The 24,125-nt window shown below is 66.3% G+C and carries 26 protein-coding genes; 14 read left to right on the forward strand and 12 right to left on the reverse strand.

Translation table 11 applies throughout. The features are described from left to right. Positions 1-4: 4 nt before the first annotated feature. Complete coding sequence (locus tag ABRP28_RS18500; RefSeq protein WP_350000906.1) at positions 5-1,807, reverse strand: glycoside hydrolase family 13 protein; 1,803 nt, start codon at positions 1,805-1,807, stop codon at positions 5-7. A 141-nt stretch (positions 1,808-1,948) separates the two neighbouring features. On the opposite strand from ABRP28_RS18500, the gene ABRP28_RS18505 reads away from it, so the two are divergent. The 5 genes from ABRP28_RS18505 to ABRP28_RS18525 all read left to right on the forward strand — a co-directional run bounded on the left by ABRP28_RS18505 (position 1,949) and on the right by ABRP28_RS18525 (position 6,605). Further along, positions 1,949-3,235 (forward strand): ABC transporter substrate-binding protein, encoded by a 1,287-nt coding sequence (locus ABRP28_RS18505; RefSeq protein WP_350000905.1) that lies wholly within the window; start codon positions 1,949-1,951, stop codon positions 3,233-3,235. A gap of 7 nt (positions 3,236-3,242) precedes the next feature. After that, entirely contained in the window at positions 3,243-4,280 is a 1,038-nt protein-coding gene (locus ABRP28_RS18510) for a sugar ABC transporter permease (RefSeq protein ID WP_350000903.1), read from the forward strand. Then, the gene (locus tag ABRP28_RS18515; protein ID WP_350000902.1) at positions 4,277-5,173 is read left to right on the forward strand and encodes a carbohydrate ABC transporter permease; all 897 of its coding nucleotides are present in this window, start codon (positions 4,277-4,279) and stop codon (positions 5,171-5,173) included. The genes ABRP28_RS18510 and ABRP28_RS18515 overlap by 4 nt, the downstream gene beginning before the upstream one ends. Then, positions 5,170-5,418, forward strand: a complete 249-nt coding sequence (locus ABRP28_RS18520; RefSeq protein ID WP_350000898.1) for a hypothetical protein — start codon at positions 5,170-5,172, stop codon at positions 5,416-5,418. Before ABRP28_RS18515 ends, ABRP28_RS18520 begins: the two co-directional genes overlap by 4 nt. A 134-nt stretch (positions 5,419-5,552) precedes the next feature. Beyond that, a complete protein-coding gene (locus ABRP28_RS18525; RefSeq protein WP_350000896.1) occupies positions 5,553-6,605 on the forward strand; it encodes a LacI family DNA-binding transcriptional regulator in 1,053 nt (350 codons plus the stop codon). A 24-nt stretch (positions 6,606-6,629) separates the two neighbouring features. Here the strand turns inward: ABRP28_RS18525 and ABRP28_RS18530 are convergent, their stop codons facing one another. Next, positions 6,630-7,526 (reverse strand): hypothetical protein, encoded by an 897-nt coding sequence (locus ABRP28_RS18530; protein WP_350000894.1) that lies wholly within the window; start codon positions 7,524-7,526, stop codon positions 6,630-6,632. A gap of 34 nt (positions 7,527-7,560) precedes the next feature. After that, positions 7,561-8,367 carry an exodeoxyribonuclease III gene (locus tag ABRP28_RS18535; RefSeq protein ID WP_231456955.1) on the reverse strand — a complete coding sequence of 269 codons (807 nt, stop codon included), beginning with the start codon at positions 8,365-8,367 and terminating at the stop codon, positions 7,561-7,563. A gap of 255 nt (positions 8,368-8,622) precedes the next feature. On the opposite strand from ABRP28_RS18535, the gene ABRP28_RS18540 reads away from it, so the two are divergent. The 4 genes from ABRP28_RS18540 to ABRP28_RS18555 are packed head-to-tail and all read left to right on the forward strand — an operon-like array spanning position 8,623 to position 13,002. Then, positions 8,623-10,122 carry a CoA-acylating methylmalonate-semialdehyde dehydrogenase gene (locus tag ABRP28_RS18540; RefSeq protein WP_350000891.1) on the forward strand — a complete coding sequence of 500 codons (1,500 nt, stop codon included), beginning with the start codon at positions 8,623-8,625 and terminating at the stop codon, positions 10,120-10,122. Beyond that, entirely contained in the window at positions 10,122-11,237 is a 1,116-nt protein-coding gene (locus tag ABRP28_RS18545; RefSeq protein ID WP_350000889.1) for an enoyl-CoA hydratase/isomerase family protein, read from the forward strand. Before ABRP28_RS18540 ends, ABRP28_RS18545 begins: the two co-directional genes overlap by 1 nt. Before the next feature lie 2 nt (positions 11,238-11,239). After that, positions 11,240-12,229: a 3-hydroxyisobutyrate dehydrogenase gene (mmsB, locus tag ABRP28_RS18550; RefSeq protein ID WP_350000888.1), complete on the forward strand. Its 990-nt coding sequence runs from the start codon at positions 11,240-11,242 to the stop codon at positions 12,227-12,229. Continuing rightward, on the forward strand, positions 12,226-13,002 hold the full coding sequence (locus ABRP28_RS18555; protein WP_350000886.1) for an enoyl-CoA hydratase: 777 nt from the start codon (positions 12,226-12,228) through the stop codon (positions 13,000-13,002). Before mmsB ends, ABRP28_RS18555 begins: the two co-directional genes overlap by 4 nt. On the opposite strand, the gene ABRP28_RS18560 is transcribed toward ABRP28_RS18555, so the two are convergent. Then, positions 12,989-13,966 carry an NAD(P)/FAD-dependent oxidoreductase gene (locus tag ABRP28_RS18560; RefSeq protein ID WP_350000884.1) on the reverse strand — a complete coding sequence of 326 codons (978 nt, stop codon included), beginning with the start codon at positions 13,964-13,966 and terminating at the stop codon, positions 12,989-12,991. The two genes, ABRP28_RS18555 and ABRP28_RS18560, sit on opposite strands and share 14 nt — an antisense overlap. A 91-nt stretch (positions 13,967-14,057) precedes the next feature. Here ABRP28_RS18560 and ABRP28_RS18565 point away from each other — a divergent pair, with 91 nt between their 5' ends. Both ABRP28_RS18565 and ABRP28_RS18570 read left to right on the forward strand, forming a co-directional pair. Next, positions 14,058-14,633, forward strand: a complete 576-nt coding sequence (locus ABRP28_RS18565) for a helix-turn-helix domain-containing protein (protein ID WP_374152988.1) — start codon at positions 14,058-14,060, stop codon at positions 14,631-14,633. Between the two features lie 73 nt (positions 14,634-14,706). Further along, positions 14,707-15,360, forward strand: coding sequence for a DedA family protein (locus tag ABRP28_RS18570; protein WP_350000880.1), 654 nt, complete (start codon positions 14,707-14,709; stop codon positions 15,358-15,360). Positions 15,361-15,393: 33 nt separating this feature from the next. Here the strand turns inward: ABRP28_RS18570 and ABRP28_RS18575 are convergent, their stop codons facing one another. Further along, positions 15,394-15,900 carry a MarR family transcriptional regulator gene (locus ABRP28_RS18575; protein ID WP_350000879.1) on the reverse strand — a complete coding sequence of 169 codons (507 nt, stop codon included), beginning with the start codon at positions 15,898-15,900 and terminating at the stop codon, positions 15,394-15,396. 91 nt (positions 15,901-15,991) lie between these two features. On the opposite strand from ABRP28_RS18575, the gene ABRP28_RS18580 reads away from it, so the two are divergent. After that, positions 15,992-17,182, forward strand: a complete 1,191-nt coding sequence (locus tag ABRP28_RS18580) for an acyl-CoA dehydrogenase family protein (protein WP_350000877.1) — start codon at positions 15,992-15,994, stop codon at positions 17,180-17,182. Here the strand turns inward: ABRP28_RS18580 and ABRP28_RS18585 are convergent. The 5 genes from ABRP28_RS18585 to ABRP28_RS18605 all read right to left on the reverse strand — a co-directional run bounded on the left by ABRP28_RS18585 (position 17,179) and on the right by ABRP28_RS18605 (position 20,713). Beyond that, positions 17,179-17,964: a MerR family transcriptional regulator gene (locus tag ABRP28_RS18585; RefSeq protein WP_350000876.1), complete on the reverse strand. Its 786-nt coding sequence runs from the start codon at positions 17,962-17,964 to the stop codon at positions 17,179-17,181. The two genes, ABRP28_RS18580 and ABRP28_RS18585, sit on opposite strands and share 4 nt — an antisense overlap. A 33-nt stretch (positions 17,965-17,997) precedes the next feature. Next, positions 17,998-18,351, reverse strand: coding sequence for a hypothetical protein (locus tag ABRP28_RS18590; protein WP_350000875.1), 354 nt, complete (start codon positions 18,349-18,351; stop codon positions 17,998-18,000). Between the two features lie 145 nt (positions 18,352-18,496). Next, positions 18,497-18,700, reverse strand: coding sequence for a cold-shock protein (locus ABRP28_RS18595; protein WP_013599688.1), 204 nt, complete (start codon positions 18,698-18,700; stop codon positions 18,497-18,499). A gap of 133 nt (positions 18,701-18,833) precedes the next feature. Beyond that, a complete protein-coding gene (locus tag ABRP28_RS18600) occupies positions 18,834-19,460 on the reverse strand; it encodes a response regulator transcription factor (RefSeq protein ID WP_350000873.1) in 627 nt (208 codons plus the stop codon). Continuing rightward, positions 19,457-20,713 carry a histidine kinase gene (locus ABRP28_RS18605; RefSeq protein ID WP_350000872.1) on the reverse strand — a complete coding sequence of 419 codons (1,257 nt, stop codon included), beginning with the start codon at positions 20,711-20,713 and terminating at the stop codon, positions 19,457-19,459. The genes ABRP28_RS18600 and ABRP28_RS18605 overlap by 4 nt, the downstream gene beginning before the upstream one ends. A gap of 195 nt (positions 20,714-20,908) precedes the next feature. Here ABRP28_RS18605 and ABRP28_RS18610 point away from each other — a divergent pair, with 195 nt between their 5' ends. Beyond that, entirely contained in the window at positions 20,909-21,478 is a 570-nt protein-coding gene (locus ABRP28_RS18610; protein ID WP_350000870.1) for a heme-binding protein, read from the forward strand. A gap of 9 nt (positions 21,479-21,487) precedes the next feature. Beyond that, the gene (locus ABRP28_RS18615; protein ID WP_350000868.1) at positions 21,488-22,162 is read left to right on the forward strand and encodes an ankyrin repeat domain-containing protein; all 675 of its coding nucleotides are present in this window, start codon (positions 21,488-21,490) and stop codon (positions 22,160-22,162) included. Between the two features lie 68 nt (positions 22,163-22,230). On the opposite strand, the gene ABRP28_RS18620 is transcribed toward ABRP28_RS18615, so the two are convergent. Both ABRP28_RS18620 and ABRP28_RS18625 read right to left on the reverse strand, forming a co-directional pair. Next, a complete protein-coding gene (locus ABRP28_RS18620; RefSeq protein WP_350000866.1) occupies positions 22,231-23,421 on the reverse strand; it encodes an acetyl-CoA acetyltransferase in 1,191 nt (396 codons plus the stop codon). Then, the gene (locus tag ABRP28_RS18625; protein ID WP_350000864.1) at positions 23,418-24,116 is read right to left on the reverse strand and encodes a CoA transferase subunit B; all 699 of its coding nucleotides are present in this window, start codon (positions 24,114-24,116) and stop codon (positions 23,418-23,420) included. The genes ABRP28_RS18620 and ABRP28_RS18625 overlap by 4 nt, the downstream gene beginning before the upstream one ends. Between the last annotated feature and the right edge of the window lie 9 nt (positions 24,117-24,125).

Below are 24,125 nucleotides of genomic sequence, written 5' to 3' on the forward strand. Positions count from 1 at the left end.
TCTCCTAGCTCCGCGTCAGGTACACGGCGCAGTCCACGGGAACCTCATGCATCAGCTCCCACTCCGCGGCAGGCTCCGGTCCGCTGGAGAGCGTCACGGACCAGCCTTCGGGGATGGGCGCAGACGCGAAGCCCATGTTGGCGATCACCAGGACATCCCGGTTGTGGAACGCCAGCAGGCCGCTTTCCGGTGCGTGGACCTCGGCCCAGGCCAGGGATCCAGTGCCGAGGCGCCGCCCAGACCGGAAGGCGAGTGCTGCGCGGTACAGCTCCAGGGTGGACCCTTCCTCGCCATCCTGCTGGTCGGCGGCAAGCGCCCCAAATTCCGCAGGCTGGGGAAGCCAGGGGGACGCCGGTTCGCCCTGGAATGAATCCGCGAAACCGTAACCGGGCTTGTCCGCGGCCCAGGGAAGCGGCACCCGGCAGCCGTCCCGTCCGGTTTCAGCGCCTTGGGTGCGGAAGAAGGTGGGGTCCTGCCGTGCCTCGGCCGGAAGCGTGGTGTGCTCGGGCAGTCCGAGTTCTTCGCCCTGGTACAGGTAGGCCGAGCCCGGCAGCGCCAGCTCAACCACTGTTGCGGCCCGGGCGCGGGCCAGCCCCAGGGCAGTGTCCGGCTGTTCGTCACCTGCGGCGATGCCCTTGGGGAACGTAGTGGGATCCGCCAGGCCGAAGCGGGTGCAATGGCGGACGGTGTCGTGGTTGCTCAGCACCCAGGTGCACGGGGCACCCACCGCTGCGGCCGCCTTCAGCGACGCATCGATTGCCTCGGCCATGCGCTCGGCGTCCCAACCGGCCATCAGGAAATCGAAGTTGAAGGCCTGCTGCATCTCATCCTGCCGGACGTAGAGCGCCAGCCGTTCCGCCGGTTCCACCCAGGCCTCGGCCACCATCATCCGGTCGCTGCCGTACTCGGACAGGACGCGGTGCCAGTCCCGGTAGATGTCGTGCACGCCGTCCTGGTCAAAGAAAGGCGAGGGCGGATACACCGGGGATACCGCGCGGTGCGGCTCCTCCGCGTTGGTGTGGGCGCCGGGTGCATCACCGGGAGGGGACGGTTCCCGTGGAACCTCAGAGGTGCCCTCCACCATGGCGGCCACCCCGTCCCAGTCGGGAAGGCCCTGCTCCTTGACCATCCCGTGGGCTACGTCCACACGGAAACCATCAACGCCGCGGTCCAGCCAGAAGCGGAGGACAGAGCGCATTTCCTCCCGTACCTCCTGGTTTTCCCAGTTCAGGTCAGGCTGCTTGGTGTCGAAGAGATGCAGGTACCACTCTCCTGCGGAACCGTCCGCCTCGGTGACCCGGGTCCAGGCGGCTCCGCCGAAAATCGACTTCCAGTTGTTGGGGGCACGGTTGCCGTCACCGGAGCCAGGCACCTCATCCTTGCCCGGGCGGAAGATGTAACGGTCCCGTTCCGGGGACCCGGGCGGGGCGCTGAGCGCAGCCCGGAACCACTCGTGCTCGTCCGAGGTGTGGTTGGGGACAAGGTCCGCGATGACCTTCAGCCCGCGCCGGTGAGCTTCCTGCAACATGGCGTCGAAGTCCTTGAGGGAACCAAAAAGTGGATCCACCTGACGGTAGTCTGCCACGTCGTAGCCGCCGTCGGCTTGGGGGGACTTGTAGAAGGGGGAAAGCCAGATGGCATCCACGCCCAGCCGCTCCAGGTAGGGCAAGCGGTCCAAAACCCCGCGCAGGTCACCCATGCCGTCGCCATTGCCGTCGGCGAAGGAACGGGGGTAGATCTGGTAGACGACGGCGTCGGCCCACCATTCCCCAGTTTGGTCAGAGGCAGGAACGCTCGGCTTGGACATTAGGTTCCTCTCAGATAACTTTTTGATGTAAACGCTTGCATTGCCGACAGCAACCTTACTAGTGTGATGGTCACCACAACAACCTCACCACAACAACCGCACTGTCGACTTACTTGTCACTCAGCGAGGAGCTTCAAGCTAATGAAAACCCCTAGATTCCTACTCCCGGCTGCCACCGCCGGCGTCCTGGCCCTGACCCTCACCGCTTGCGGCGGGGGAGGTGGCGGCGGAACCACGGGAGGCGGCAGCGACGCCGAAGCCAACCTCGAGGGCCGCGGGCCCATTACGTATGTACAGGGCAAGGACAACAGCAACGTGGTCCGTCCCCTCCTGGACAAGTGGAATGCGGCGCACCCGGATGAGCAGGTGACGTTCAAGGAGCAGACCGACCAGGCAGACCAGCAGCACGATGACCTGGTCCAGAACTTCCAGGCCAAGAACGAAAACTACGATGTCGTCAGTGTCGACGTTGTCTGGACTGCAGAATTTGCAGCCCGCGGATGGCTGCAGCCGCTCGAAGGCGCCATGGCCGTCAAGACGGACGGCATGCTTGAGCCCACCATCGAGGCCGGGTCCTACCAGGACAAGCTGTACACCGCGCCCGTTTCATCCGACGGCGGCATCCTCTACTACCGCAAGGACCTCGTTCCGGAAGCTCCCAAGACCTGGGACGAGATGATGGACATGTGCTCCATCGCCAAGGAAAACAACATCGGTTGCTACGCCGGCCAGTTCAAGCAGTACGAGGGCCTGACCGTTAACGCTTCCGAGGCCATCAACTCCGCCGGTGGCTCCGTTCTCGGCGACGACGGCAAGCCCAACCTGACCACGCCCGAGGCTGAGGAAGGCCTCAACAACCTCATTGACGCCTTCAAGAACGGCAACATCCCGGCCGAGGCCATCACGTACCAGGAAGAGGAAAGCCGCCGCGCGTTCCAGGAAGGCAAGCTGCTGTTCCTGCGCAACTGGCCTTACGTCTACAACCTGGCCACCACCGAAGGATCCTCGCAGGTGAAGGACGTGCTGGGCATGGCTGCACTTCCCGGCAAGGACGGCCCCGGTGCGTCCTCGCTCGGCGGGCACAACGCTGCCATCAGTGTCTACTCCAAGAACAAGGCCACGGCCCTGGACTTCGTAAACTTCCTGATCGAGGAAGAGCAGCAGAAGTTCTTCGCCACCCAGGGTTCGCTCGCTCCGGTCCTTGGTGATCTCTACGAAGACCAGGAACTCGTCGCCAAGCTGCCGTACCTGCCGGTCCTGAAGACGTCCATCGAGAATGCGGTGCCGCGTCCGGTTACCCCGTTCTACCCGGCAGTAACCCAGGCCATCCAGGAGAACTCCTACGCTGCACTGAAGGGCGAGAAGTCTGCTGAACAGGCCCTGGCCGATATGCAGAAGTCCATCGAGTCCGCCGGCGCAGGATCGTAGCTCCATCATGGCAACCGAATTGGGCCCGACGCCGGTAAAAGGGCCGGCGTCGGGCGGGACCCCGGTCCACCACGGACCCAAGGGCGTAGGGGAAGACAACAAGATCCTCAGCCAAGGTAAGTGGGCCACATGGCTTCTTGCCCCGACCATCATTGCGCTGGGCATCGTGATCGTCTACCCGATCATCAGCGCCATCATCATGTCCTTCCAGAAGGACGCCGGGCTCGATCCGGCAACCGGGCTCTTTACCGCCGGTGGCCCGGCCGGCATTCAGAACTACGTAAACTGGCTTGGCCAGCAGTGTGCCGCCCCCGGCGGCGGCACCGTCGCCTGCCCGCCCGGCACGCTGGGCGGCCAGTTCTGGTCAGCCACCGGAACAACGTTCCTTTTCACCGTCATCACGGTCACTTTCGAAACAATCCTTGGTTTCTGGATGGCCATGATCATGGCGCGGACCTTTAAGGGCCGCGGACTGGTCCGTGCGGCAGTGCTGGTTCCGTGGGCCATCCCCACCGCCGTCACCGCCCAGCTGTGGCTCTTCATCTTCGCTTTCGAGGGCATCGCCAACAAGCTGTTTAACGCTTCCATCCTGTGGACCGGAAGCGAGTGGCCGGCAAAGTGGGCCGTGATAATTGCGGACACGTGGAAGACAACGCCGTTCATGGCGCTGCTGATCCTTGCGGGCCTGCAAATGATTCCGGCGGATGTCTACGAGGCAGCGAAGGTGGACGGGGCTACTGCCTGGCAGCGGTTCCGGCTCATCACGCTTCCGCTGGTGAAGCCGGCGCTGATGGTGGCTATCCTGTTCCGTACCCTGGACGCCCTGCGCATGTTTGACCTTCCGTACATCCTCACCGGCGGTGCCAACAACACCACCACGCTGTCCATCCTGGTGATCAACCAGATCAGGCAAGGGTTCAACTCAGCGGCCGCCCTGTCCACCATTACGTTCTTCATCATCTTCCTGGTCGCGTTCATCTTCGTGCGGTTCCTTGGTGCGAACGTCGTGGAGCAAAGCGGAGCCACCGGTAAGGGGAAGAAATGACAACCACAGCTGCCTCCACGGAACTGCGGGCACGGCAGGACAAAGGCCGCAAGGCTGCCCAGAACCGGGAGAAATGGGCGCAGGCACGCACGTACATCAGCGCCGTCGTCATCCTGATCTGGTGCCTTGCGCCGGCCTACTGGATGGTGGTGACGGCGTTCCGCGAGGTGGGCTTCACCTACGACACCTCGCTGCTGCCCACCCACGTAACCCTGGACAACTTCGCTACTGCCTTCGACACCTCGTTTGGCAACCGTTTTGGCCAGGCACTCCTGAACAGTGTGTTTATCGGCGTCACCGTCACGGTGATCTCCCTGGTGATCGGCGTTTTTGCGGCTTATGCCCTGGCCCGCCTGAACTTCAGGTTCAAGTACTTGGTATTGGGCTTCATTCTGGGCGCCTCCATGTTCCCCGGTGTTGCCCTCATCACCCCGCTGTTCCAGCTGTTCACCAACATCGGCTGGATGGGTACGTACCAGGCCCTGATCATCCCGAACATCTCCTTCGTCCTGCCGCTGACTGTCTACACGCTGACGTCCTTCTTCCGCGAAATGCCGTGGGAGCTGGAGGAGTCAGCCCGTGTGGACGGCTGCACGCAGGGACAGGCGTTCCGGAAAGTGATCATGCCCCTGGCGGCGCCGGCGATCTTCACCACCGCGATCCTGGCGTTCATCTCCTCCTGGAACGAGTTCCTGATCGCCAGCCAGCTGTCCAATGACGCCACGCAGCCGGTGACGGTCGCCATCGCCAGCTTTGCCGGTGCGCAGCCGAACCAGATCCCCTACACGGCCATCATGGCCGCGGGTACCATCGTCACCATTCCGCTGGTGATCCTGGTGCTCGTCTTCCAGCGCAAGATCGTGGCCGGCCTTACGGCAGGTGCGGTCAAGTGACGGGCAACGCTTCCCGCTCCCGCCCCGCGGGGGCGGGAAGCAACCGCCGCAGGGCCAGGTCCGGCGAGGATTTTGACATCATCATCGGGTTCCTTGGCTTTTGGGCCCTGGTCCTGTTCGTAGTCACGCTGTGGATGGAGCTGACGGCCCAGCCTGCCCTTGGCTGGGCGCTGGGCCTGCTGGCCACGCTCCTGGCGCTGTACGGAATGGTGCGCCTGCGGCGGCGGTTGCCGGACCGGAGGTAACACTTCCGGTCCGGCCCGCCGCCGGGCACCCGGGCAGGTAACACTGCGATGCAAGCCGGCGCCCGCAATACCATGGCAGAGGGCATCGCACAGAAGCAGGGCGCATGCCTGCAGGAAGTACATGAGGGGACACCGTGGGACGCACAAGTGAAAGGTCTCAACGGGGCGGCCACAGCGGGGTCAGCATTGAAGACGTGGCGGCAGCCGCGGGAGTGTCCACCGCCACCGTGTCCCGGGCGGTGCGGGGACTGCCCCGGGTGTCACCGGCAACGCGGCAAAAAATCCTCGAAGTCGCCGGAGATTTGGGCTATGTGGCCTCAAGTTCGGCGTCGGGCCTTGCGACCGGCCGGACCAAGACCATCGGGGTGCTGGCGCCTTTTGTGAGCCGGTGGTTCTTTTCCAAGGCCATCGAGGGTGCGGACCGGGAACTGCACGCCCGCAACTACAACCTTTCCCTGTTCAACCTGGGCGGGCACGGCAGCAACCGGGAACGGCTCTTCAGCAAGACCATGGTCTACAAGCAGATCGATGCGCTGCTGGTCCTGTGTATGGCGCTGACCCATGAAGAACTCGAGCACCTGCAGAAAATTGACATACCCCTGGTGGTGGTGGGCGGCCATGTCGAGGAATGCGCCTACATCGGGATAGACGACTACGCAGCTGCCTCCACGGCCGTCCGGCACCTGATCGACCTGGGCCACCGGGACATCGCGCTGCTGCACGGCGACGACGAGACAGACCTGAACTTCGACGTTCCCCGCGTGCGCATCCTGGCGTTCCAGGACGTGATGACGGCGGCCGGGCTTCCCACCAGGCCCGAATGGGACGAATGGGGCGACTTCACGGTCCGCAGCGGCCAGGCCGCCTTCCGCCGCCTCTGGTCCAAGCCCGGGACGAAGCCAACCGCCATCTTCTGTGCCTCGGACGAGATGGCCATGGGCGTGATCTTCGAAGCTTCCCGCCTCGGCGTCCGGGTGCCGGAGGACCTGTCCGTGGTGGGCATCGACAACCACGATTTCGCCGAGGCCGTGGGCCTGACCACGGTGGGCCAGCGGCCCGACGAGCAGGCCGAGCTGGCCACCAAGATGCTCCTTGATGAACTGGACGGGCAGGCTGGATCGGTCCAGTCCGCCGTCGCGCCCCATGAACTGATCATCAGGAGGACCACGGCGCCGCCCCAGCCCTAGGAGCATCCAGCCGCAGGTGCAGCTTCAGGAGGCGCGCGCCAACTGCCGGATCGGGATCCAGCGGGACGCCAGCCGGCGGTAGGCGGCAGCAGCACCGGTCATGTCGCCCTCCGCGAGGCACTCGATGCCCAGCCTGATGTCCATGGGGGATTCGTCCGGGTACACCTTGTCCGCAACAGCACCGTAATCAAGCTCCACCATGGAGTCCACGTGGAACAGTTCAAGCCACTCGGTGAGCTGGGCAAGATCGTCCAGCATGTCCAGGTCCGGCGCCGCCAGGGCCAGGTTGGCCACCGCGTAGCGGGCACGCTCCAGGGCCTCGGTGATGGGCGCCCACACCCGCACCGTGACGATCCGCCCCCCAGACTCCACAACGTCCTTATGGTCCGATTCCATAAACAGCGAGAACCAGCTGAACGGGATTCCCCACGTGGAGGCCCGGGTGTGCACGCGGGTGGAGCCGTCGCGGGCCTTCACCTGGTCGATCCGTTCCTGGTGCTTGTCCCGCTGTTCCTCTGGAATCAGCAGTTCCGCCAGCGGGCCGTGGATGCCCTCCATCAGGGCATTGGCCGCAAGGCCGGCACGCAGCACCAGCTGGCTGGGGCAGTAGAGCAGCACAGGCTCCGCGGCATCGCCGTCGGCGGGAGGTTCACCGGCACTGCCGCCGGAGGGTGCCGGGACGCTCGTGACGCGCACCAGGTCTGTGCGTCCGGTGGGGAAGGGGTCACCTCCGGAGCGCGTGATGCGCCCCAGCGAAGCAAGCAGTTCGGCGTTCTCGACGGCGGCGCGGGAGGCAGTGCGCGCCCCTGCCTCCTGGATCGCCTGGCGCTGCTCTTCGGGGAAGGCGTCCAGCGGTTCGTAAACGCGCAGGGTTGACGAGAACGGCAGGCCGGCCTGGCCCCGGTAAAGGCTTCCGGTCATGACGGCCTCCTTGCGTGGGTCCAGGACACGGTCATCAGTCCGCCAGTTCCACCAGAACGGGGGCGTGGTCCGACGCGCCCTTGCCTTTGCGCTCCTCGCGGTCAATGGAAGCGCCGGTGACCCGTGCTGCCAACGCCGGGGAGGCCAGCACGAAGTCGATCCGCATGCCTTCCTTCTTGGGGAAGCGCAGCTGGGTGTAGTCCCAGTAGGTGTACACGCCCGGTCCCGGTGTGAAGGGGCGCACCACATCGGTAAAGCCTGCCGACTCGAAGGCATGGAACGCGGCGCGTTCGGGCGGGCTGACGTGGGTGTAGCGGTTGTTGACGAACAGGTCGATGTCCCACACGTCCTCGTCGAAGGGCGCGATGTTCCAGTCGCCCATCAGGGCCACCTGCGCGCCTGGATCCTGCGTTACGAGCTCCTGGGCGTGGGTCTTCAGGCTCTCCAGCCACTTGAGCTTGTACGGCATGTGTTCGTCATCCAGGGAGCGGCCGTTGGGGACATAGAGGCTCCAAATGCGGACGCCGGCGCAGGTTGCCGCCATGGCGCGGGCCTCCTGGACCGGGTCCTTCCCCGCCTTGCCGAAAGAGGGCTGGTCAAGGAACGTGCGCTCAACGTCCTCCAGGCCCACGCGGGAGGCGATGGCAACACCGTTCCACTGGTTCACACCGAAGTGTGCCACCTCGTAGCCCATGCGTTCAAAGAGTTCCCACGGGAAGTTATCGTCCTTGCATTTGGTCTCCTGGATGGCCAGGACGTCGCAGTCGCTGCGCTGAAGCCAGGCTTCAACGCGGTCGGCGCGGGCACGGAGCGAGTTCACATTCCAGGTAGCTATTTTCACAGTTCCCAACCTACCTTGAGCGCCGGAAATGCGGACGAGGCAGGGCCCCAAAACGGGGCACAACGGCGCGGACACGCCCGCGCATACAGCTCCATCCGGCAGGAGCCGGCGCCAATGTGCCCCGGGACGGCGGCGCCTGGCGCATGCCCGGGCTGGAGGGGCAGGGACGGGATGAGGCCGGTGGAAGTTAGTAGGAAGTCCGAGTATATTCGCAACCAGAAATGACCTGCATCACATGCGAAGGAGCGTGCAGTCATGGTCCGCGAGCTGTCCCACTACGTCGGCGGGCGCCACGCAGCAGGCCTCTCGGGCCGCTTTGGCGACGTCTTCGACCCCTGCGCCGGCCAGGTCCAGGCCCGGGTGCCGCTTGCCGGCCGGGAAGAGGTTCACAGCGCTGTTGGCGTTGCGGAGAAGGCGCAGGCCGAGTGGGCGGCCATGAATCCGCAGCGGCGGGGGAGGATCCTGCTGCGGTTCGTGGACCTGGTCAACCGGGACCTGGACGCGCTCGCCCGGCTCCTGTCCTCCGAGCACGGGAAGACCCTCGCCGACTCGAAAGGCGATATCCAGCGCGGCCTGGAGGTGGTGGAGTTCGCCGCCGGGGCGCCCCACCTGCTCAAGGGTGAGTTCTCCAGCGACGCCGGTCCGGGGATAGACATCCACTCGCTCCGCCAGCCCCTGGGCGTGGTAGCCGGCGTCACGCCGTTCAACTTTCCCGCCATGATCCCGCTCTGGAAGTCCGGCCCTGCCCTGGCTGCCGGTAACGCGTTCATCCTGAAGCCCTCCGAGCGGGACCCCTCGGTGCCGCTCCGGCTGGCCGAGCTGTATACGGAAGCCGGCGTCCCGGACGGGGTGTTCAACGTGGTCAATGGCGCCAAGGAAGCAGTGGACGCGCTGCTGGAGGATCCGCGGGTCAAAGCGGTGGGCTTTGTGGGTTCCACCCCGATTGCCCAGTACATCTACGCCACGGCCGCCGCCCACGGAAAGCGGGCCCAGTGCTTCGGCGGGGCCAAGAACCATATGGTGGTCATGCCCGACGCCGACCTGGACCAGGCAGCCGATGCCCTGATCGGCTCCGGGTACGGCTCCGCCGGGGAACGCTGCATGGCCGTTTCCGTGGCCGTGCCGGTAGGGGAGGAAACAGCGGAGCGGCTGGTGGCCAAGCTCAGGGACCGCGTGGCAGCCCTCAAGGTGGGCCACAGCTTTGAGCAGGAATCCGACTTCGGCCCGGTGGTGTCTGCCGACGCCAGGGAACGCATCGAAGGCTACATCCAGGCGGGGGTGGACGCCGGCGCCACGCTCCTGGCGGACGGCCGGGGGCTCAGCGTGCCGGGCCACGAGGGCGGCTTCTGGGTGGGTCCCACCCTTTTCGACCACGTCACACAGGACATGCCGATCTACCGCAACGAGATCTTCGGCCCTGTCCTGTGCGTGGTCCGGGCGGCGGACTACGACGAAGCGCTTGAGCTGTGCACCAGGAATGAGTTCGGCAACGGCGTGGCCATCTTCACCCGCGACGGTGATGCCGCCCGCGACTTCGCCACCCGGGTGGATGTGGGCATGGTGGGCATCAACGTCCCCATCCCCGTGCCGATCGCCTACTACACGTTCGGCGGCTGGAAAGCCTCGGGCTTCGGCGATCTGAACCAGCACGGCGCGGACGCCTTCCGCTTCTATACCAAGACCAAAACGGTCACCACGCGGTGGCCCTCGGGAATACGGCACGGAGCCAGCTTCGTGATGCCGGAAGGAAGTTGATGACCGACAACGCGGCACAGGGCACGGCTGATGCAGGGGCTTCAAGGGAAAGCGGGGAGGTGCTGTTCGAGCACCGCGGCCGGCTGGGCGTCATTACCCTGAACAGGCCTAAGGCGGTCAATGCACTCACGGCCGGCATGGTGGGGCAGCTCCTGGAGCAGCTCACCGCGTGGGCGGACGACGACGGCGTTGCCACGGTTTTGGTGCAGGGCGCCGGAGACCGGGGCCTCTGCGCCGGCGGCGACATCGTGGCGATCTACCGGGACATGCTGGCGGGCGGGGAGCAGACCGCCCAATTCTGGGCCACCGAGTACCGGGTCAATTCACTGATTGCCCGCTATCCCAAGCCGTATGTGGCCCTGATGGATGGGCTGGTGCTGGGCGGAGGGGTAGGAATCTCCGCGCATGGGTCACTCCGGGTGGTCACGGAACGCACCCGGACAGGGATGCCGGAAACCACCATCGGCTTCGCTCCTGACGTGGGCGGGACGTACCTGCTGTCCCGCGCCCCTGGCGAAACGGGCACCCACGCAGCACTGACCGGGGCCCACCTGAGCGGAGCGGACGCACTGTTCCTTGGCCTGGCCAGCCACTTCGTCCCGTCCGACAAACTGCCCGGCCTCGTGGCGGCGCTGGAACACGAAACGGCGGAAGCCGCCGTCGTGCGTTACAGCACGGAAGCCCCGCCCTCGGCACTGCAGGGACAGCAGGACTGGATCGACGCCTGCTACTCCGCAGATGACGCAGAGGAAATCGTCCGGCGCCTGCGGGGACGCGAAGGAGAGGGAAGCGCCGACGCCTTCCAGGCGGCGGACGCCATCGAGGCGAAGTCGCCAACGTCCGTCAAGGTGACGCTGGACGCCCTGCGCCGCGTGAAAGGCCGCACCGTGGACGAGGCCCTGGCGCAGGAATACCGGGTGGGCCTGCGGTTCCTGGAGGCACCGGATTTCCGGGAGGGCATCCGTGCGCAGGTGGTGGACAAGGACCGGAACCCGCGCTGGAAGCCGCCCACCCTGGCTGAGGTGGCGCCGGAGCAGGTGGAGCACTTTTTTGCGCCGCTGGGCAGCCGGGAACTGGACCTCCAGGGCGTGGAACCGCAGCAAAAAGGAGCCTGACCATGACCGAAAAATACACTGTCGCCTTCCTGGGCCTCGGCCACATGGGCGGTCCAATGGCCGTAAACCTGGTCAAGGCCGGTTATGCAGTGGCCGGCTTCGATGTGGTCCCGGCAGCCCTTGAAGCCGCCAGGGCCAGCGGCGTGCCGGTTGCCGGGAATGCCGCTGAAGCCGTTTCCGGGGCGGACGTGGTCCTCACCATGTTCCCCAGCGGCCGGCATGTCCTGGACGCCTACCGTGGCGAGGAGGGGCAGCCCGGACTGCTCGCGGCGGCGAAGCCCGGGACCATGTTCCTGGACTGCTCCACCATCAACGTGGACGAGGCCAGGGAAGCGGCATCCCTCGCCGTTGACGCCGGCCACCGTTCCGTGGATGCCCCGGTCTCAGGCGGGGTGGTGGGGGCGGAAGCAGGCACCCTCACGTTTATGGTGGGCGCGGATGCCGCGGACTTTGAAGCGGTGCAGCCGCTGCTGGACGTCATGGGCAAACGCGTTGTGCACTGCGGCGCCCACGGCGCAGGCCAGGCCGCCAAAATTTGCAACAACCTGATCCTGGGCGTCTCCATGATCGCCGTCAGCGAGGCATTCGTCCTGGGGGAGAAGCTGGGCCTGAGCCACCAGGCGCTGTTCGATGTGGCCTCCGCGGCGTCCGGACAGTGCTGGGCCCTCACCACCAACTGCCCGGTGCCCGGCCCCGTTCCCACCAGCCCCGCCAACCGCGGCTACCAGCCAGGTTTCGCCGGCGCCCTGATGGCCAAGGACCTCTCACTGGCCGTCAACGCCCTCAACAGCACCGGGGTGGCTGCCCGAATGGGCCCGCTGGCCGCGGAGATCTACGGTACGTTTGCGGCAGGGGAGGGCGCGGGAAGGGACTTTTCCGGCATCATCACCGACATCCGCGATATGTCCGGCCACAGGGCGGACGGCGGACCACATAACCCAGCTGGCAGTGCACCGCACGGCGCAGCGCAGGACGACGGGAGCCCGGAGTGACCGAATACGCCAACATCCTCGTGGAGCAGCGGGGGCGGGTGGGCCTGGTGACGTTGAACCGCCCGCAGGCCCTGAATGCCCTGAACAAAGCCACCATGGAGGAACTGGTGGCCGCGGTGAAGGCCATGGACGCCGATCCGGGAGTGGGGGCGGTTGTCATTACCGGCTCCGGCAAGGCCTTTGCAGCGGGAGCCGACATCAAGGAGATGGCGGCGCAGGGCTACATGGACATGTACGCCGCCGACTGGTTCCGCGGCTGGGAAGACTTCACCCGGCTGCGCATACCCACCATCGCTGCCGTCTCGGGCTTCGCCCTGGGCGGGGGCTGCGAACTGGCCATGATGTGCGACCTGATCATCGCCGGAGACAACGCCAAGTTCGGCCAGCCGGAAATCAACCTTGGTGTCCTGCCCGGCATGGGCGGCTCACAGCGGCTGACCCGTGCCGTGGGCAAGGCCAAGGCCATGGACCTGATCCTTACGGGCCGGTTCATCGGGGCGGAGGAGGCCGACCGCTGCGGCCTGGTGTCCCGGGTGGTCCCCGCAGAGGACGTGGTGGACGAGGCCTTGAAGGCCGCGGAGGTGGTTGCCTCCAAGTCCCGGCCCGTGGCCATGGTGGCCAAGGAGGCCGTGAACGCTGCCTTCGAGACCGGGCTGGCCCAGGGCGTCCTGTTCGAGCGCCGGCTGTTCCACTCCCTCTTCGCCACCGAGGACCAGAAGGAAGGCATGGCGGCGTTCACGGAGAAGCGCCAGCCGGAATTCAGGCACCGGTAGGCGCCAGAGCCCTCCTGTAGGCGTCAACATCTGCTGCCAGCTCCTCAGCCATCAGGTGGTTATTGATAACGACGGCGGTCCAGGCGGCAGTTGCCGCGGAGGCCAGCACCTGGGCCTTCAGGTCCGTGACATTGCCCGCGGCCCATACGCCCGGGACCTGCGTGCCGCCGTCGGCATCCGTTTCAAGGTAGGTTCCCGCTCCTGACGGGTGTTCTGACGGAGCCAGGCCGAGACCGGCGAAGGCGTCCAGCCGGGCATGGACCCGGGGCCCCACCACCAGCGCTTCCACGGCAACCTCGGGGCCTCCAGCCAAGGCGACGCCCCGCAGCCGGTCCTGTTCAACCCGGACGGCCTCCACCGCTCCGGCCATCAGCCGGATTCCCCGCGCCGCCAGCTGTTCGTATTCGGCCTCGGACGGGGCAACCCTGTTGTTCAGGAAGAGCGTGATGGTGCTGCTCCATTGCCGGAAGAGCAGGGCCTGGTGCACTGACCACGGGCCGTTCCCCAAGATGCCGATGGCCTGGTCCCGCACTTCCCAGCCGTGGCAGAACGGGCAATGCAGCACGTCCCTGCCCCAGCGCTCACGCAGCCCGGCGACGGCGGGCAGCTCATCGGTGAGCCCGGTGGCAACCAGCAGGCGCCGGCCGCGAAGCTGCATGCCGTCGTCGAGCGTTACTTCGAAGCCCTCCGCCAGGCTGCCGCCGGCAGCCACTACCCTGCCCTGGAGCACTGTTGCCCCGTAGCTCTCAGCCTCCGTCCGGGCGACGGCAAGGAGCTCGCCGGGGCTGATCCCGTCCCGTGACAGGAAGCCGTGGACCCCGGCGGCAGGGGCATTGCGTGGTTCCCCGCTGTCCACCACGGCTACGGAACGGCGGCTGCGGCCCAGCATCTGGGCGGCGCTCAGCCCGGCGGCGCCGCCGCCAATAATCAGGACGTCCTGAAGTGTCTCTATGTTTTCAGTCATGCCTCCAATGCTGTTGGGCTGGCTTCCTAGCTGGCAAACTTATTTGCTGGAGTGGCAAACTGGATCCATGGATATCGGAGCCGAAAACGTCATGGATGCGGGAACAGACGCGGTGCTCGCATCAGTGGGGCCGCGCCTCAAGGCGCTCCGGCTGGCCCGGGGCATCACCCTGTCCGCGCTGGCCGGCGCCACGGGCATCTCAGTGAGCACCCTGTCCAGGCTGGAGTCCGGGCAGCGCCGGCCAAACCTTGAGCTGCTGCTGCCCCTGGCGAAGGCCTACCACGTCCCGCTTGATGAGCTGGTGGGCGCGCCGGAAACGGGAGATCCCCGCGTGCACCTGCGGCCCATCACCGCGCGGGGGATGACCATCATTCCGCTCACCCGGAAGCCGGGCGGCATCCAGGCCTACAAGCACATCCTGCCGGCAGGGCCCCTGCAGCAGCCCAATCCGCAGGTGCACGAAGGCTATGAGTGGCTGTATGTCCTGAACGGAAAGCTCCGGATGGTGCTGGGCAGCCAGGACCTGGTCCTTGGGGCGGGGGAAGCCGCCGAGTTCGATACCCGCGTGCCGCACTGGTTCGGCCGCGCGGATGGAAGGCCCGTTGAATTCCTCAGCCTTTTCGGGACCCAGGGCGAGCGGGTGCACATCCGTTCCAAGCCATCCTGACCTGAGCTCCAGCTTTTTCCCAGCTGCGTAAGGTAGACAGGGCGGGACAGCCGGAAGCGGATGGGGGAGCACAATGTTGGGAATGGCGTCAGACGCTGGCGGCTCGACAGATAATTTGACCGGCCTGGTGGGCGTGGCTGCGCGGACCATCGAGCAAATGGGCGAGTGGGGCGTGGGTGCTTTTACCCTCGCCGAAACCGTGGTGCCGCCCATCCCCAGTGAAGTGATTTTGCCCTTGGCCGGCTACCTTGCCAAGCAGGGCTCCCTGCAACTGATCCTCGTATTTATCACCAGCACCCTCGGGGCATATCTCGGCGCGCTCTTCCTCTACTGGCTGGGCGCCAAACTGGGCCTTCAGCGTTCCATCCGCGGGCTGTCCAGGCTCCCCCTGGTGGACCAGGAGGACTTTGAGAAGGCCGCGGGATGGTTCCGCCGCCACGGCAGGTCCTCCATCTTCTTTGGCCGGCTGCTTCCGGGTGTCCGCAGCCTCATCTCCCTCCCGGCCGGAGCATCCGGAATGCCCCTGGCCACATTCAGCGTGTACACCCTGGCGGGCAGCGGACTGTGGAACGGGGCCCTGATCGGCCTGGGATACCTGCTGGGCACCCAATACCAGTTGATCGAGCAGTACTCCAGGTTCCTGAACTACGCGGTTTACGCTGCGCTGGGCGTGACGGTCCTCCTGCTCGTGGTGCGGCGGCTCAAGCGGGAGAAAGTCCGGCGCTGACCGGCCAAACCCCAAGGCGCCCCCACGCCTCCGTCACCCGTCAAAGTCGCCGGCGTTCCGGCGGAATGCGCCAAGGATGCGGATCAGGTGGTCCACGTCGCCGGGATCAAACCCCGGGGCGCTGAACACCTCGGCGTTGAGCGCCGCCGTCGAGCGCTTTGCCAGCGTGCGTCCCGCGGTGGTGAGCTCAATCAGCGTGGTCCTGCCGTCAGTGGGGTGCGGGGACCGGTCCACCAGGCCCGCACGCTCAAGCCGGTCCACGGCATTGGTGATGGACGTGGGGTGGACCTGGAGCAGTGCGCTCGCCTTGTTCATTGGCAGGGAGCCCTTTCTGGCGAAACTCAGCAGGGCCAGGAGTTCGTAGCGGGCAAACGTCAGTCCGAACGGCTTGAGCGTGGATTCGATCCTGGCCAGCAGGATCTGCTGCGTCCGCATAATGGCTGTGATGGCAGCCATGGGAGCGGCGACATCCGCCCAGCCCTGTTCCTCCCAGTTCCGCCGTGCTTCAGCAATGGGATCGCGGGGCAATGGGGTACCCATCGAACACCTTTCTTCCACGTGACGCGCATCACTCATGTACCAGCTGTGTGAATATACTAGGACATCCAATGGTTGGGCGACGCGGAGGTGGATGCCGGTGGGTCCCGAAGGACGCGATGAAGCACTCCCCTTTCCCGACGCCGACCTCATGTACGTCGCGGACCTCCTGGCGGGACCCGAGCGCCAGCGCTACCTCCGCATCCGTGAGTTCCTGCAGGACCACGTGCGCGGGCCCTCCATTCCATACTGGAACCGCGAAGCGTTCCCTTTTGGCCTCCTGGCCGAAATGGGCGGCTACGGCCTGGGGGCCCTCCAGGTGGACGGCAGTTCCACCCTGCTCAAGGGCCTGATCTACGTGGAGCTGGCCAGGGCGGACGTGTCCCTTTCTGCCCTCGCCGGCATCCACAATGAGCTGATCGTCGGCACCATCAACGAGCTGGGATCCCAGGAACAAAAGCACCGCTGGCTGCCGGGCCTGAAAGCCTTTGCCAGCCTGGGGGCGTTCGCGCTGACGGAACCGGACCATGGCTCCGATATCTCCGGAGGGCTGGAGACCTCCGCCAGGCTGGACGGAGGCGAGTGGGTCCTGAACGGGGCCAAGCGCTGGATCGGGGCCGGCACCATCGCCGACTTCGCCCTGGTCTGGGCACGCGATGCGGCGGACCGGCAGGTCAAGGCCTTCATTGTGGAGACGGACCGGCCAGGCTACGCTGCTGCCAAAATCTGCAACAAGATCGGCCTGCGGATCATGCAGAACGCGGACATCACGCTGCAGGACGTGCGGATTCCGGCGGCCAACCTGCTTCCCGGTGCTACGTCCTTCAGCCAGGCCAACGATTTATTGCGGGACTCCCGGGCCTGGGTGGGCTGGCAGGCTGCCGGAATCCAGCTCGCCGCGTTCGATATAGCCCGCGCCTACTCGCTGGCACGCCGGCAGTTCGGCAAGGAACTGGCGCAGTTCCAGCTGGTCCAGCAGCAGCTTGCGGACATCCTGGGAAACGCCACGGCCTCCCTGGCGCTGATGGTGCAGCTGGCGCGGATCCAGGAGGAGGGGAAGCTGGAAATGGCGCAGGCAGCCCTGGCCAAAGCCACCACCACCAGGCTGGCCCGTGCGTCGGTGGCGATGGGGCGGTCCCTCCTGGGCGGCAACGGTATCAGTGCTGACTTCGAAATGGGCAAGCTGTTTGGCGACGCTGAAATCCTGTACACCTACGAAGGCAGCTACGAGATCAACTCCCTCATCGTGGGGCGGGCCGTAACCGGAAAGTCCGCGTTCGCCTAGAGGTGCTCTTCCGCGTAGGCCAGCAGCGCGTCCCGCACAAAGCATGCGCCCGGTCCGCCGCCGTAATTGGCCGCAAACCGGGCATCGGCGACGTACATTTCCGCCAGGCCCACAACGTACCCCTTGATGGCCCCGCTATCCTCAGCCGCCGGAGTGCCGGGGATGGACTCCAGCCACTCAACGTGGCGCCGTGCAAGGTCCTGCGCATCGGCGGACACGGGGGAAACGCCGGAAGCAGCCGCGGCAATCCAGTCACTGCCCAGTTTCGCGGCGCCGGACTTCCACTCCTGCTGCCCCGCCGCACCCAACCCACGCCACCACGCATCGCTTTTCGCGTAGGCGTCCTTGCCCCAGCGCCCTTCCACCTCGTCTTTGTACTGCGTGTGGTCGAACCCGTCGAACATCTTTTCAGCCACCATGTCGCCGCCGCCTTTCACTGTTTCGATTGTTTGCCGGACGGATGCCATTTGCCGCGTGAGCCGTTCCTGCTCCTGCGCCAGCCACTCGAGATGCCGGGCCAAGGCCTGCACTGCATCTGTCTGCTGGCGGAAGACCTCGGCAATCGCCGGCAGGCCCAGGCCAAGCTCCCGAAGCAGGAGGATTCGCTGCAGCTGCAGGAGGGTGGCGCCGTCGTAATAGCGGTAGCCGTTGCTGCCCACACGGCTGGGCTTCAGCAGCCCAATCTCGTCGTAATGCCGCAGAGTGCGGCTCGTGGTGCCGGCAAACCGGGCCACGTCCTGGATGGACCAGTCAGGGGCCGGCGTCGCATCTGTTGCATCCATGATCCGAGCGTAGGGCTTGACGCTGCGTCAAGGTCAAGCAGGTTTTTCCGGGAAGCCGTGACCCTGTGGACGGCGGTGTCCGGACCGGTTCCGGGCCTGCGCCACGAGGCGCCTGAAGGCGAAAATGAACACTGCCTCGATGGCCAGCATCAGGCCCACGAGCAGCCACTGCCCCCGGGCAGCGAAGACAATGCATCCGGTCACCGCCAGGACAGTTCCCAGCGCAAGCGTGTAAACGGCAAAGCCGACGGCGACGCGCGCGCTGCGGACGCCGGTCCGGAACCCGAAGCCCAGGGGTTCACCGCCGGGGTGCCCGGGAACCCGGTCGGGCGCGCCCGGCCCCAGTCTGTCGAACTCTTCCCAAGGGTCCTGGTCCTGTCCCGTCACCCTCCAATTGTCCCAAATCCGGAACCGCAAGGGTTGGTGGTCAGGGGATACGGGCAATAAAACAGCGGCCCCTCCAGCAAAATGCTGGAGAAGCCGCTGCAGGATACGGGGTTCCGCCGGCGCAGGGCCGGCGGTCACCTAAGCCTTAGAGCGGGCGGATGTTCTCCGCCTGCGGGCCCTTGGGGCCCTGGGTCACATCGAATTCAACCTTCTGGTTCTCATCGAGTGAGCGGTATCCGCTGCTGGCGATTGCGGAGTAGTGGGCGAAAACGTCAGCGGACCCGTCATCGGGGGCAATGAAGCCAAAACCCTTTTCGGCGTTGAACCATTTAACTGTGCCTGTTGCCATGGCTGCATTCCTTCGTGTGACTCTGATTCTCTCCCCGTGCCATCGGCCCGGAGTGCGAGGAGAACGTCCCCCGCAGTCCCCAACGTACGGGGCGCAGGCCGTGCTTGCAAGGGTTAGGCAACATTTGGCGAGGTCAGCGCATCCCTTCGCGGCGGATTGCGGTTGCTATTGCGGCTGCCCTGGTCTCAACCCCGAGCTTGGCGTAGATGTGGGCAAGATGCGTTTTTACGGTGGCTTCGGAGATGAAAAGGCGCCGGCCCAGTTCGCGGTTGCTAAGCCCTTCGGTGAGGAGGCTCAACAGTTCTGCCTCGCGCGGAGTGAGGATTTCTTCGGGATTGCGCAGTTGCTGGAACAACCGCGATGCCACTGGCGGGCTCATGACGCTCTTGCCTTGTACGGCACCGCGGATGGCGGAAAAAATCTCCTCGGGCGCGGCATCCTTCAAGAGGTATCCCATGGCGCCGGCATCCACCGCCCGCACGATGTCCGCGTCCGAGTCGTACGTTGTGAAGACCAGGATCGCCTGGCCCCCGTTGCGCTCGCGGATTCTGCGGATTGCCTCGATTCCGTCCATCCCCGCACCCATGGCGAGGTCCATGACCACCACGTGGGGGGAATGCTCCTGGACCCGGTCCATGGCTTCTTCCCCGGATGCGGCCTCGGCAATGACGTGGAGGTCCGGCTGCGTTCCCAGCAGGGCCCGCAGCCCGCTTCTCACCACCAGGTGGTCGTCCACCAGCAGCACCGTGATCGAGCTCATGCCGGTGTTCCCTGTGCGCGGTGCCCGTCGGAGGGCACCGGCAGCTGTGCTGCGACGATGGTCCCTTCCCCGGGTGCGCTTTGCACGGAGAAGGTGCCGCCCAGCTGCTCCACGCGCTGCCGCATGGCGCGCAGCCCATAGCCGCCGGCGTCCGACGGCGCTGCTGCCGCCGCCGGATCGAAGCCCGCGCCGTCGTCGTAAATATCCAGGGTGACCGCCTCCGGAAGGAATCCGATTGTCACGGCGGCTGCGGCTGCGGAGGCGTGCAGCCTGATGTTGGAGGCAGCGCTCTGCACCACCCGCAGCAGGGCGTGCCGGAGTTCGGCGGGGACGGGCCGGGGCTCCCCGGTCACCAGGAGCCGGGCTTCGGGGACGTACTGCCGGGCCGCGAGGAGCAGCGCGTCAGGAAGCGGGGAGCCCTCCAGCCCGGGAGAGGCAAGCTCGTGCACCAGGGCGCGGGTTTCGGCCAGGTTGTTCCGCAGCAGCGCAGTGGCTTCAAGGAGGCCGGCCCGCGCTGAATCGTGCGGCCATGACCGCCCTGACGCTTCGAGCAGCAGCAGGCTGCTGGCAAGGCCCTGGGTCACGGTGTCGTGGATTTCCCGGGAGACCCGCTCCCGTTCGGCAATGGTGCCGGCGCGGCGTTCACTGGCGGCCAGCTGTCCCTGCGCCAGGGAAACCTCGGCGTGCAGGCGGCGCTGCTCCCCGGCGTCGTGCTGGATCCGGTCATAGATCAGCGTCAGCATGACGCCCACTGCCAGGGGCCCGAGGAGCATCGCCAGGTCCGTGCCATTGCTCATCCGGAACAGCCCGGCAGCAGTGGCTGCGGCCGTGACCCCGGCTGCGGTGTAGGCCGCCGCGCCTGCCAGGGCACTCCGGCTGAGGAAGAAGAGCGCAAACGAGCACCAGGCAAAGCTCGGCGCTGCGACCACCAGGACAGCCCAGACCGCCACCAGGGCAACCATCCACGGCACCCCTGGCCGCCCCCGCCGGGCCAGCACCGCCACGACGGCGTACAGCAGGCAGGCGGCTGCGGCCAGTCCGAGGACCATGAGGTTGTCAGCGGGGCTGTGCCGCATGACGTACCGGACCAGCGAGGCCACCAGGAGCACGGCGAACCCAAGATGTACGGCTATGTCGATGCCGGCCAAGGGGGCACGGCCCGGAGCCGTAGGGGCGGAGTCCGTGCCGGGGGATGGGGCCGGGCCCTCCACGATGGCGTCGTCAGGGGTTCGGGCGGAGGCTCGGGTAGGCATGGGATTTCCGGTTCAGGTGGGGGAAGGCTATCCACAATGCTATTGCGCCCGCCTTCCCGCGTCTCTCAGCCTTTTGGCTGATACGGCTGGCCTTGTGGCGCAGGACGTAACAGCCAAACGCCCGATGGCAGGGCTGGCCGGCGCCGGAAGGATGGAACCGTACCCGAACCGAACATTGCCCATGAAGGAAACACCATGAAGAAGTCCACAAAAGCCCTTGCCGCCGCAGCTGCCGGTGCGCTTGCCCTCACCGCCGGCGTGACGGCCGCCGCGAATGCCGGGCCCGGTCCAGCTGCGGCAGCAGTCCCTGCGGCAGACATCCAGCCCGTGCCGGAAAACGTCGTGCAGCAAAACCGCATATCGGCAGGCGCCTCTGCCCGGGCCGTGCAGGCGGCCCTTGCCAAATGCCAGGCGGACAAGCTGCCGTTCGTCACGGTGGCGCTGGTGAACCGTTTCGGGACAGTGCAGGCGCTGCTGCGCGGGGACAACGCCGCCGAACACACTATCGAGGCCGCCCGGCAGAAGGCCTACACTGCTGCGGCCTTCGGAACCCGCACCAGCGAGCTTGCCAAAAGGATCAACGGAACCGGCCCCAGCATTGCCGACCTTCCCGGCACGCTCTTCCTTGCGGGCGGCGTCCCCCTCAAGGTCAACGGGGCTTCAGTGGCCGGCATCGGCGTCGGCGGCGCTCCCGATGGGGCCTTGGATGAGGCCTGTGCTGCGGCCGGCGCGGATGCCATCACGGTGCCCGGCGCAGCCCAGTAGGCTGGGCTGATGCGGTGGTTCCTGGCCCTGTGCGTGGCCTCCTGCCTTGCCGTGTCAGTAGCGGCGTGCCAGGCGGCGCCGGGGGAGGGGCAGCAGCCGCCGGCTCCTCCGCCGTCGGCCGTTGCCGGTCCTGAAATCCCGCCGCCAGCGGTGCCGGCTCCCGCTGCACCATTGCTGTCCGCAGCGGAACAGGCGCAGATTGACCAGGAACTCGTCACGGCCGCCAAAGCCAACAATGAACTTCTGGTTGCTGAGCTGATAGGCCGTGGCGGTGACGTGAATGCCAAGGACGCCATCCAGGACTCGGCGTTCCTCTACGCAGGAGCGGAAGGTTACAACGAGGTGCTGCAGTTGACCCTGGAGGCGGGGGCGGACGTCGCCAGTACCAACCGGTACGGCGGCACCGCGCTGATACCTGCCAGCGAACACGGCCACGTAGAGACGGTGCGGATCCTGATCGACGCCGGAGTGCCGGTCAACCACGTCAACAGCCTGGGCTGGACGGCCATGCAGGAAGCCATCCTGTTGAACAGCGGCGGCCCGCGGCAGCAGGAGGTGGTCCGGCTGCTCCTCGACGCAGGCGCAGACCCGGATATCCGCGATCCCGAAGGCAGGACCGCCCTGCAGAATGCGGAACGCCTGGGTTTCGCGGAAATCGCAGCCCTGATCCGCTCCCGCGGCTAGAGTTTTTGTCCAGATATGGCGGGTTCCAGGGCGTTCAAGTCGCCATATCTGGACAAAAACTCTTCGGCCTAGACGGCTTCGAGGATGCTTACGTAGTTGGCGATGCCCACGCCGCCCATGTTCTGGACGGCGGCGCGGCGGGGGTTGGCAAGCTGCATGTCACCGGCGGTTCCGGTGAGCTGCATCGCGGAGATGACGTGCTGCGATACTCCCGTGGCGCCAACCGGATGGCCCTTGGCCTTCAGCCCGCCTGAGACGTTGACCGGCAGCTTGCCGTCCTTGTATACCCAGCCTTCTTCGATGGCCCGGGCGCCCTGGCCTGGCCCGGTCAGGCCCATAGCCTCGTACATGAGCAGTTCCGCGATAGTGAAGCAGTCGTGAACCTCGGCGAAGTCCAGATCCGACAGACTGACGCCGGCCATCGTCAATGCGCGCTGCCAGGAGACGCGGGTAGCTTCGAACGCCACGGGGTCCCGCCGGGCCGCCGGGAAGAAGTCGTTTGCCTGGCCAAAGCCGGCCAGGCGCACGGGTGCGGCGGCCCCGTTGCTGGCGGAGGTGGACAGTACGACGGCGGCCGCCCCGTCCGAGACAAGGGAACAGTCCGTGCGGCGCAGGGGGTCGGCCACCATGGGGTTCTTGTCCGAGACCGTGCGGCAGAACTCCTCGCCGAGGTCCTTGCGGAGCTGGGCGTAGGGGTTGTCCACCCCGTTGCGGTGGTTCTTCGCGGCGATGGAACCCAGGACATCCCCCAGGTTCGCATCGCCGTACCGCTTCCCGTAGTGCTTGGCCACCTCGGCGAAGAGCCCGGTGAAGCCGGTGGTGGAGGGTTTGCCAGCCATGTCGTAGTCCGCGCCCAGCAGCCCTGCCCCCACAACCTCGGCCCCGGCGTGGGTCATCTTCTCGGCGCCGATCACCAGCACCGTTTTCGCCGTGCCCGCGAGCAGCGATTTGGTGCCCTGCTGGAACGCGGCGGAGCCTGAGGCGCAGGCGTTCTCCACCCGCGTTGCTGGCACGTTGGCAAGGTGGGGCGAGACCTGCAGCGCCAGCGACGACGGGAACGCCAGCGGCATCATGCCGGAATTGAACTGGCCCAAGTAGATTTCGTCGATCTGGCCCGGCTCGATCCCGGCATTCGCGATGGCCTCGGTGGCCACGTGGACGATCAGGGACTCAAGGGTTTCGTCCGCCAGTTTGCCGAAGCGGCTGTGCCCCCAGCCGGTCAGCAGGACATCCTTGCCGAACTGTTCCTGCAGGCTCATGCCGGTGATCCTTCCAAGGCTTGTTCCGCCAGCGCCACCCTGAATTCCGCCTCCGTCTTCTCCCGGATTTCCTCAACGGTGACTCCGGGTGCAAGGCGGGTGAGCATGAGCTGTCGCCCGGCTGTTTCCTGGCCGCTGTCCGCCCCGCCCTGGACCAGGTCAAACACCGCCAAGTCGCTGATGATCCGGTCCACCACCCCGAGCCCGGTCAGGGGAAGAGTGCATTCCCGCACGATCTTGGCACTGCCGTCTTTGGCGTTGTGTTCGGTGAGGACCACCACGCGGGGCGTCCCGGCCACGAGGTCCATGGCTCCGCCCATGCCCTTGACCATCTTGCCGGGGATGGTCCAGTTGGCCAGGTCGCCGCTGCCCGAAACCTGCATGGCCCCGAGGATGGCCACCTTGACGTGGCCACCGCGGATCATGCCGAAGGACGTGGCGGAATCGAAGATACTGCCGCCGGGCAGCACGGTGACGGTCTGCTTGCCGGCGTTGATCAGGTCGGCGTCCTCCTCGCCCTCATAGGGGAAGGGCCCCATGCCCAGCAGGCCGTTCTCGCTCTGCAGCACCACCCGCACGCCGTCCGGCAGGTTATTGGCCACCAGCGTGGGAATGCCGATCCCCAGGTTCACGTAGTCGCCGTCGTTCAGTTCTTCGGCCGCGATGGCAGCCATTTCATCCCTGGTCCAGGCCATGGGGGTTCT

This window comes from Pseudarthrobacter sp. WHRI 8279, assembly GCF_040224115.2.
GTDB lineage: Bacteria > Actinomycetota > Actinomycetes > Actinomycetales > Micrococcaceae > Arthrobacter.